The organism is Peribacillus sp. (genome assembly GCF_059453735.1).
Window position 1 is genome coordinate 1 of record NZ_JAZVJO010000493.1, and the last position, 8,479, is coordinate 8,479.

Annotated in this window: 7 protein-coding genes and 1 pseudogene; all 8 read right to left on the reverse strand. The window is 40.8% G+C overall.

What is annotated here, in order from left to right; genetic code table 11:
- Nucleotides 1-58: 58 nt before the first annotated feature.
- Complete coding sequence (gene mtaB / locus AC52RT_RS16350) at nt 59-1,408, reverse strand: tRNA (N(6)-L-threonylcarbamoyladenosine(37)-C(2))-methylthiotransferase MtaB (protein ID WP_495541729.1); 1,350 nt, start codon at nt 1,406-1,408, stop codon at nt 59-61.
- Nucleotides 1,409-1,412: 4 nt separating this feature from the next.
- Nucleotides 1,413-2,165 (reverse strand): 16S rRNA (uracil(1498)-N(3))-methyltransferase, encoded by a 753-nt coding sequence (locus tag AC52RT_RS16355; RefSeq protein WP_495541730.1) that lies wholly within the window; start codon nt 2,163-2,165, stop codon nt 1,413-1,415.
- 97 nt (nt 2,166-2,262) lie between these two features.
- A complete protein-coding gene (gene prmA, locus AC52RT_RS16360; protein WP_495541731.1) occupies nt 2,263-3,204 on the reverse strand; it encodes a 50S ribosomal protein L11 methyltransferase in 942 nt (313 codons plus the stop codon).
- A gap of 22 nt (nt 3,205-3,226) precedes the next feature.
- Nucleotides 3,227-4,354 (reverse strand): molecular chaperone DnaJ, encoded by a 1,128-nt coding sequence (gene dnaJ / locus AC52RT_RS16365; RefSeq protein ID WP_495541732.1) that lies wholly within the window; start codon nt 4,352-4,354, stop codon nt 3,227-3,229.
- Between the two features lie 201 nt (nt 4,355-4,555).
- Nucleotides 4,556-6,388 (reverse strand): molecular chaperone DnaK, encoded by a 1,833-nt coding sequence (dnaK, locus tag AC52RT_RS16370; RefSeq protein WP_495541733.1) that lies wholly within the window; start codon nt 6,386-6,388, stop codon nt 4,556-4,558.
- A 37-nt stretch (nt 6,389-6,425) separates the two neighbouring features.
- Complete coding sequence (gene grpE, locus AC52RT_RS16375; RefSeq protein WP_495541734.1) at nt 6,426-7,016, reverse strand: nucleotide exchange factor GrpE; 591 nt, start codon at nt 7,014-7,016, stop codon at nt 6,426-6,428.
- Between the two features lie 86 nt (nt 7,017-7,102).
- Nucleotides 7,103-8,131, reverse strand: coding sequence for a heat-inducible transcriptional repressor HrcA (gene hrcA, locus AC52RT_RS16380; RefSeq protein ID WP_495541735.1), 1,029 nt, complete (start codon nt 8,129-8,131; stop codon nt 7,103-7,105).
- A 114-nt stretch (nt 8,132-8,245) separates the two neighbouring features.
- Nucleotides 8,246-8,479, reverse strand: a pseudogene (locus AC52RT_RS16385) (radical SAM family heme chaperone HemW); the annotation flags it as partial.

Genomic DNA, 8,479 nt, shown 5'->3' on the forward strand with positions numbered 1-8,479 from the left:
ACTTATTCTTCCCTACCACACAAAAAAGCTATCGAGGGTTTCTCGATAGCTTTCCGCATTATCCAATGGCAAGCTTGCCTTCTAGTTCGCGGACAATCGTGACAAATTGTCCTTCGCTGAATGGGTAGCCTGATTTGGTGATTTTGACTTTGACGACTTCGCCAATCATGTCTTCCGATCCTGGGAAGACGACTTTTAGATAATTATCTGTGTATCCTTCGTATAGACCCTGTTCTTGGTTTTCGTTGAAACGATTTTCGGGAATCACTTCAACAATTTCACCTTCATAACGGGATGCATATTCTTTGGCCAGTTGATCAGATAACGTGATTAGGCGGTGGACGCGCTCATTTTTGATTTCTTCATCTACTTGATTTTCCATTCGAGCAGCCGGTGTTCCGGTCCGTTTAGAATAGGGAAAGACATGTAATTCAGAGAATTTATGATTCTTGATAAAATGATAGGTCTCCAGAAACTCTTCTTCCGTTTCACCAGGAAAACCGACTATGACATCAGAAGTAACCGCTAACCCTGGAAGTGCCTTATGTAATTTAACAAGACGATCTGCAAAGTAGTCCATTGAATATTTCCGTCTCATCCGTTTCAACACTGTATCTGAACCAGACTGAAGCGGAATATGGAGATGCGGCACTACTTTTTTTGAGTTAGCGAGTACTTCAATCACTTCGTCACTAATTTGGCTTGCTTCAATCGAGGAAATCCGAATCCGTTTCAAACCGTGAACTTGTTCTTCCAAATCACGAAGCAGCATGGCAAGGTTATAATCCTTCATGTCTTCACCATATCCACCCGTATGGATTCCAGTTAAAACAATTTCCTTGTATCCTGCGTCAACCAATTGCTGTGCTTGTTTAAGAACTTCCAGTGGATCACGTGAACGCATTAACCCACGCGCCCATGGAATGATACAGAATGTACAGAAATTATTGCAGCCTTCTTGGATTTTTAAGGATGCACGAGTCCGATCGGTAAAAGCTGGAACATCTAGCTCTTCATAGACCCGCGTTTTCATGATGTTGCGCACACCATTGATTGGCTGCCGTTCTACCTTAAATTGCTCGATCAGCCCCAATAGTTTTGTACGGTCTTGTGTACCAACAACAATATCAACGCCTGGAATGGCCATGATTTCTGCTGGAGACGTTTGAGCATAACATCCAGTTACCGCAATCACAGCATCTGGATTACTCCGGATTGCTCGGCGGATTACTTGCCGGCTTTTTTTATCACCGGTATTAGTAACTGTACATGTGTTAATAACATAAACGTCGGCAGTTGATTCATATTCCTTACGCTCATAGCCTTCTGCCTTGAATAATTGCCAAATAGCTTCGGTTTCATAATGATTTACTTTACAGCCTAACGTATGAAAAGCAACAGTCGACACATCATCACCCCAAAAGTTCTAAATGATAAGAAACAGCAGCAAGCGCATACAGCGGTGCTGTTTCTGTACGCAAAATCCTTGGACCCAGCCCGCAAGCAATAAAGCCCGCTTCCACCAGCTTGTCCAGCTCTTTCTCTGTTATTCCGCCTTCCGGTCCAAAGACAAATAAAATGGATTGTCCAGGTTTGATTACTTTCAAAGTAGAAGCCAGTTTAGCAGTTTCCCCCTGCTTAGCCGATTCTTCAAAGGCAATCAACTTATAATCATACTCTTGAGCGCGTTCAATCAACCCTGATAAAGTAACTGGTTCATTCACAACAGGCACTACTGTACGATGTGATTGCTCAGCCGCTTCCTTGGCGATTTTTTGGAGACGCTCGGTTTTCTTACCAGCTTTTTTTTCATCCCACTTGACTACCGAACGTGCTGCCTGGAAAGGGAAAAAGGAAAAAGCTCCAAGTTCGGTTCCTTTTTGGACAATATATTCTAGCTTATCGCCTTTTGGCAGTCCGCTGGCAATACTCATTCTTACAGGAAGTTCTTTCTCTTCCTTAGTCCATTCAATAACATCCGCCAACACAGCATCATCCGTTATTGTTTTAATTTCAGCAATAGCAGCCTGTCCTCCCGGCTGTACGACAATCACCGTGTCTCCTGCTTCCATTCGCATCACACGGACAATATGATGAAAATCATCACCCGTTATGGTAACCGATGATTCAGTAAAACTTTCCATTGGTACAAAATATCGCTGCACACTTACACCCACTTGTTGGTAAAATTAGCGAACATTTACTTTATCATAACAAAATGGCGCTATCATTATCAAATCGATAATGCGCGCCTTTTGAAAATCAGTTATTTTTTTTAGCAATCAACGCAACCCAGTCTTCCATCAAGATGGTTTCTTCAATGGTAAAACCTGAAGCAATAATAGCGTCTTTTACGTCTTGTTTCTTTGGATTAATAATACCCGAGGCAATAAAATAACCGCCTGGTTTAACAACCGTTGCTACATCATCAGTAAAGCGCATAATGACTTCAGCCAAAATGTTAGCCACTACGATATCCGCTTGTTCGTTAACGCCATCGAGTAAATTTCCCTGGGAAACATCCACACGATCCTGAACCTTATTTAGCTTAACATTGATTCTTGCTGAATTGACGGCTACTTCATCCAAGTCTAGAGCTTGAATATGTTTCGCCTCTAACAGTGCTGCCGCAATACTTAAAACTCCAGATCCTGTACCGACATCCACCACTAAATCGCCCGGTTTGACGATTTGTTCTAATGCTTGGATGCACATAACGGTAGTCGGATGTGTTCCAGTTCCAAATGCCATACCTGGATCGAGCTCAATGATTAACTCATCACTTGAAACCGGCGTGTAATCCTCCCACGTTGGAACAATGGTAAACCGCTCAGAAATTTTAACTGGGTTATAATATTTCTTCCAAGCTGTAGCCCATTCTTCTTCATTAACCTCACTGATTGAAACCGAGTTTTTCCCGAGATCGATATCAAATAACAGCAAATTATTAATGGCTTCTTTAATTTCTTCTACGGTTTCACCAAGAAAACTATTAACAGGCAGATAGGCTTTTACAATAACGCCTTCTTCTGGATAATCGGCAGGGTTAAGCTGGTAGATTTCCCCAAAAACATTTTCTCGTACTTTGTAAAGTTCCTGAGGGTCTTCAATAACGACTCCACTAGCGCCCGCCTCATGTAAAATATTAGAAACGGGTTCTACCGCATCGTTTGTTGTATGGATTGTAAATTCAGACCATTTCATAATCTACCAACTCCCCTAGTACTTAATCGCCTTTAAAAGCACGTTTCACTTTTGCAAAAAAGCTTTGCTCTTGCTCATCAGGAGCGTTTTGCCCGCTGATTTCAGAGAATTCTCTAAGCAGCTGCTTTTGTTTTTCGGTTAGCTTGCGCGGTGTAACTAACAAGATCACAACATGCTGATCTCCTTGACCATACCCTCTGACATTCGGTGCACCTTTTCCTTTTAAACGGAAGCGCGTTCCTGTTTGTGTACCAGCCGGAATTTTTAATTTAACCTTACCATGAACGGTAGGTACTTCAATTTCATCACCAAGTGCTGCTTGAGTTATGGTTATCGGCATTTCACAATAGATGTCATCGCCATCGCGTTCAAAGAACTCATGGCTGCGGATAGAAAATACAACGTATAAGTCGCCTGGAGGGCCGCCGTTAACACCTGGTTCACCCTGTCCAGTTACACGCAGCTGCTGGCCATCATCGATACCTGCAGGAACTTTTACTTCAATTTTCTTACGCGTTTTAACTTTCCCATCACCATGACAGGTTGAACATTTGTTTGGAATGATTTTTCCTGTTCCTTGGCAGTGATGACATGAACGTTTATTAACAATTCGGCCAAATGGCGTATTTTGTTCAACATTTAACTGACCCGTACCTTGACAATGTGAACATGTATTAACTTTTGTACCAGGCTTAGCGCCGGAGCCCTTACACGTTTTACATTCTTCTTCACGCGGGATTTCAATTGTTGTGTCTTTACCAAACACAGCTTCTTCAAATTTAAGTGACATTGTATATTGAAGATCCGCACCCTGACGCGGTGCATTTGGATCTCTGCGTCGACCGCCGCCGCCTCCGAAGAAGGAGCTGAAAATATCTTCAAACCCGCCGAAACCGCCGCCACCACCGAAATCTTGACCAAAGCCTTGATTCGGATCCGTATGACCAAATTGATCATAATGAGCTTTCTTTTGCTGATCACTCAATACTTCATAAGCTTCGCTGATCTCTTTAAATTTTTCATCCGCATCCGCAGCCTTATTAATATCTGGATGATATTGTTTAGACAGCTTACGGTAGGCTTTCTTAATTTCATCTTTTGAAGCACTTTTCGAAACGCCAAGCACTTCATAATAATCTCGTTTGTTCATTTATTATTCACTCCCGATCCGATTCACATAAAAATAATAATAGCATTCTATCTCTAATAAGCGCAAGCATCTGTTATAGGAAGACCGACAAATTTCGCCATTAACTGACAGCCCGTTTAAACACGCTTTTTCATCAAAAAAGTCAAAGCCAAGAGAACCTGACTTTGACTTTTTTTTATCGGTACATTTAGTTAGACCGACTTATTTCTTTTCTTCGTCGTCGACTTCAGTGAAGTCAGCATCAACCACATTATCATCAGCAGGGCCTTGTTCAGCTCCGCCTTCTGCAGCTTGCTGTGCTTTTGCAGCTTCTTCATAAAGCTTAACGGTTAAGGTTTGAACGATTTCAGAAAGTGCGTCTTTTTTCACACGGATTTCTTCAATTTCATTCTTCTCGATAGCAGCTTTTAATTCTTCTTTTGCTTCGTTAGCTTTTGTTACTTCTGCTTCGTCTACTTTACCTTCAAGATCTTTAAGCGTCTTTTCAGTTTGGAAGACAAGCTGATCTGCTTCGTTGCGAAGTTCTACTTCTTCTTTACGTTGTTTATCAGCTTCAGCATTTTCTTCTGCTTCACGAACCATGCGGTCGATTTCTTCATCAGAAAGACCTGAAGATGATTTAATTGTAATGGTTTGTTCTTTGCTTGTGCCAAGATCCTTCGCACGAACGTTAACAATACCGTTTTTATCAATATCAAATGTTACTTCAATTTGCGGTACGCCGCGTGGAGCTGGCGGAATGTCGCTTAATTGGAAGCGTCCAAGTGTTTTATTATCTGATGCCATTGGGCGTTCACCTTGAAGAACGTGGATATCAACTGCTGATTGGTTATCAGCTGCAGTTGAGAACACTTGTGATTTGCTTGTTGGAATCGTTGTATTACGTTCGATTAATTTAGTGAACACACTGCCCATTGTTTCAATTCCCAATGAAAGTGGAGTTACGTCAAGAAGAACAACGTCTTTAACATCACCAGTCAACACGCCGCCTTGAATTGCAGCACCCATTGCTACTACTTCATCAGGGTTAACGCCTTTGCTTGGCTCTTGACCAATTTCTTTACGAATTGCTTCAACTACAGCAGGAATACGAGTTGATCCACCAACTAGAATAACTTTATCGATTTCAGAAGCCTTAAGACCTGCATCTTTCAACGCTTGACGAGTAGGTCCCATTGTACGCTCAACAAGTTCAGATGTAATTTCATCGAATTTGCTTCTAGTTAATGTAAGATCAAGGTGAAGTGGTCCAGCTTCTCCAGCAGTGATGAACGGTAACGATACTTGTGTTGAAGTAACACCAGAAAGATCTTTTTTCGCTTTTTCTGCTGCATCTTTCAAACGTTGTAATGCCATTTTATCTTTGGAAAGATCAACGCCATTATCCTTTTTGAATTCAGCTACTAGATAATCGATTACTAATTGGTCAAAGTCATCTCCACCAAGTCTATTATCACCAGCAGTTGATTTAACTTCGAATACACCGTCGCCTAGTTCCATAATGGAAACGTCGAATGTTCCGCCGCCAAGGTCAAATACAAGGATGGTTTGATCTTCGTCTGTTTTATCCAAACCATACGCAAGAGCAGCTGCAGTTGGTTCATTGATGATACGTTCTACTTCAAGACCAGCAATTTGGCCAGCATCTTTAGTAGCTTGACGTTCAGCATCATTGAAGTAAGCAGGAACAGTAATAACTGCTTTCGTTACTTCTTCTCCAAGATATTCTTCAGCATATGATTTTAAGTACTGAAGGATGATGGCTGAAATTTCTTGAGCTGAATATTCTTTTCCTTCTGCCTCAACTTTATGGTTTGTACCCATATGACGTTTAACCGACATGATTGTATTAGGGTTTGTAATTGCTTGACGCTTTGCTACTTCCCCAACTTGACGTTCGCCATTTTTGAATGCTACAACTGATGGTGTTGTACGATTGCCTTCTGGATTTGGAATAACCTTTGGTTCTCCGCCTTCAAGTACGGATACACAAGAGTTTGTTGTACCTAAATCAATACCGATAATTTTGCTCATTATAGTAACCTCCTATTTAATATGTAATCCGGACTGCTTATCCGTTCACTTTAACCATTGCTGGACGCAGGACGCGGTCCTTCAACATGTAACCTTTTTGGAATTCTTCAACTACTACATTCGATTCAAAACTGTCGTCTTCTACTTGCATGACAGCTTGGTGAAGGTGGGGATCAAATTCTTTTCCCACCGTTTCGATAGGCGTAATGCCTTCTTTCTTCAAGGCTTCTAGGAGGCCTTTATAAACCATATCCATCCCAGATAGCAATGACTTTGTTTGCTCATTGTCTGCTTCAACCTTCGTTGCTCTTTCAAAATTATCAAGAGCCGTCAATAAATCAGAAGCAAGGCTTTGAGCTCTATATTTTTGGGCAGCCTCCGCATCTAAGCGGGCACGGCGCCTTGAATTATCGAAATCAGCTTGTAAACGCAAGTAACGATTTTCTAATTCATTATACTTTGCTTCTAATTCAACTAGTTTGCTGTCTTCTTCAGAAGGTGTCTCAGCATTTTCTGCTTCAACTTCTTCTTCCGCAAAAATCACTTCTGCCTCTGGAGTTTCTTCCAGATTTTTATCTTCAGTGTTTTCATTTTCTAACGTTGCGTCTTTTTTATTCGTTTCTGTCATAATCTCACCTCCCCAAAAGGGTGCTTTATATGGTGAAAGGTACAGCATGGAAGGTGTTAACCTTAGCCTCACTCTATCCTTTACTACTATTTTTGATACAACTTCGTTAATAGTGCAGTAAAATCATTGGAGAAGAACTGCAGCAGGCTGATCACTCTTGAATATTCCATCCGAGTGGGACCTAGAATAGCCAGTGTTCCTACCTGTTCATTCCCTACTGAATAAGTTGCCGTAATTAAACTGCAATCCTTAAGAATAATGTTTTTATTTTCTCGTCCTATCGAAACATGTATACCGGAAGGGTTTTGTGTAATAATTTCATAAATACCCTTTTCCTGTTCAATCATCGATAGCAGAGACGTTATCTTATCGATATCATGGAATTCCGGCTGCTTAAGCATGTTGGTTTTTCCGCCGAAAAACAATTTTTCAGATATAGTACCTGAAAAACTATCGGCAAGGGACGAAACCAGTTCGCCGTAGCTATGAATGTGCTGACGTAAAAGAACAGCAACTTCTTTATATATTTTGTCCTTTAATTCAATCAGCGGAACACCTACAAGCCGTTCATTTAAAATGTTCGCCACTTTCTCCAGCTCATTTATATCAAATGACGGCGGCAAGGAAAACGTTTTGTTTTCGACATGACCAGTATCCGTTACGATAATCGCTATCGCTGCTTCTTGATTTATCGGGATAATCTGAATCTTACGCAGCTTATGTTCATGAACTTTCGGTCCAAGAACAATCGATGTGTAATTGGTTAATTCAGACAAAATATTAGCCGAATTCTTAATGATATTCTCCAGCTCATAAATCCGTTCTGCAAACACCGATTTAAGCATTAATCTGTCATCTTTGTTCAATGCTTGTGGTGATAGCAAATGGTCTACATAATACCGATACCCTTTTTCCGAAGGTACCCTGCCTGAAGAAGTATGAGTTTTTTCTAAAAAGCCCAAGTCCTCTAAATCAGACATTTCATTACGGATCGTTGCCGAGCTAAAGGTAATTCCCTCTTTTTTCGACAAACTTCTAGAACCAACCGGCTGAGCATTACTGATAAAATCATCAATGATGATTTGTAATACTAATAATTGACGATCAGTTAGCATCTTTGATCACCTCTGTTAGCACTCTGTCTTAGCGAGTGCTAATATATTAATAAATTATCAAAAGCCGTCAATGATGTCAACGATTGTAGCTCTATTTCTAAGAAATTTTTACATTTAACTATTTAAAAACGCTTGGAAAACTTCATTTCCCAGCAGCTTCCCCTTTTCAGTTAAGCGGATAAAATCATTTTCCTGCACTAATAAGCCGTGTCGAGTCTGCTCTTCGATTGGTTTCGCGAAAACTTCAGTCATTTCTACAAAAAATTTATCTTTAAAGTGCTGCATAGAAACACCGGCAGTCTTTCGCAACCCGAGAAACATTTCTTCTTCCATCTTTTCGTTAAGAGG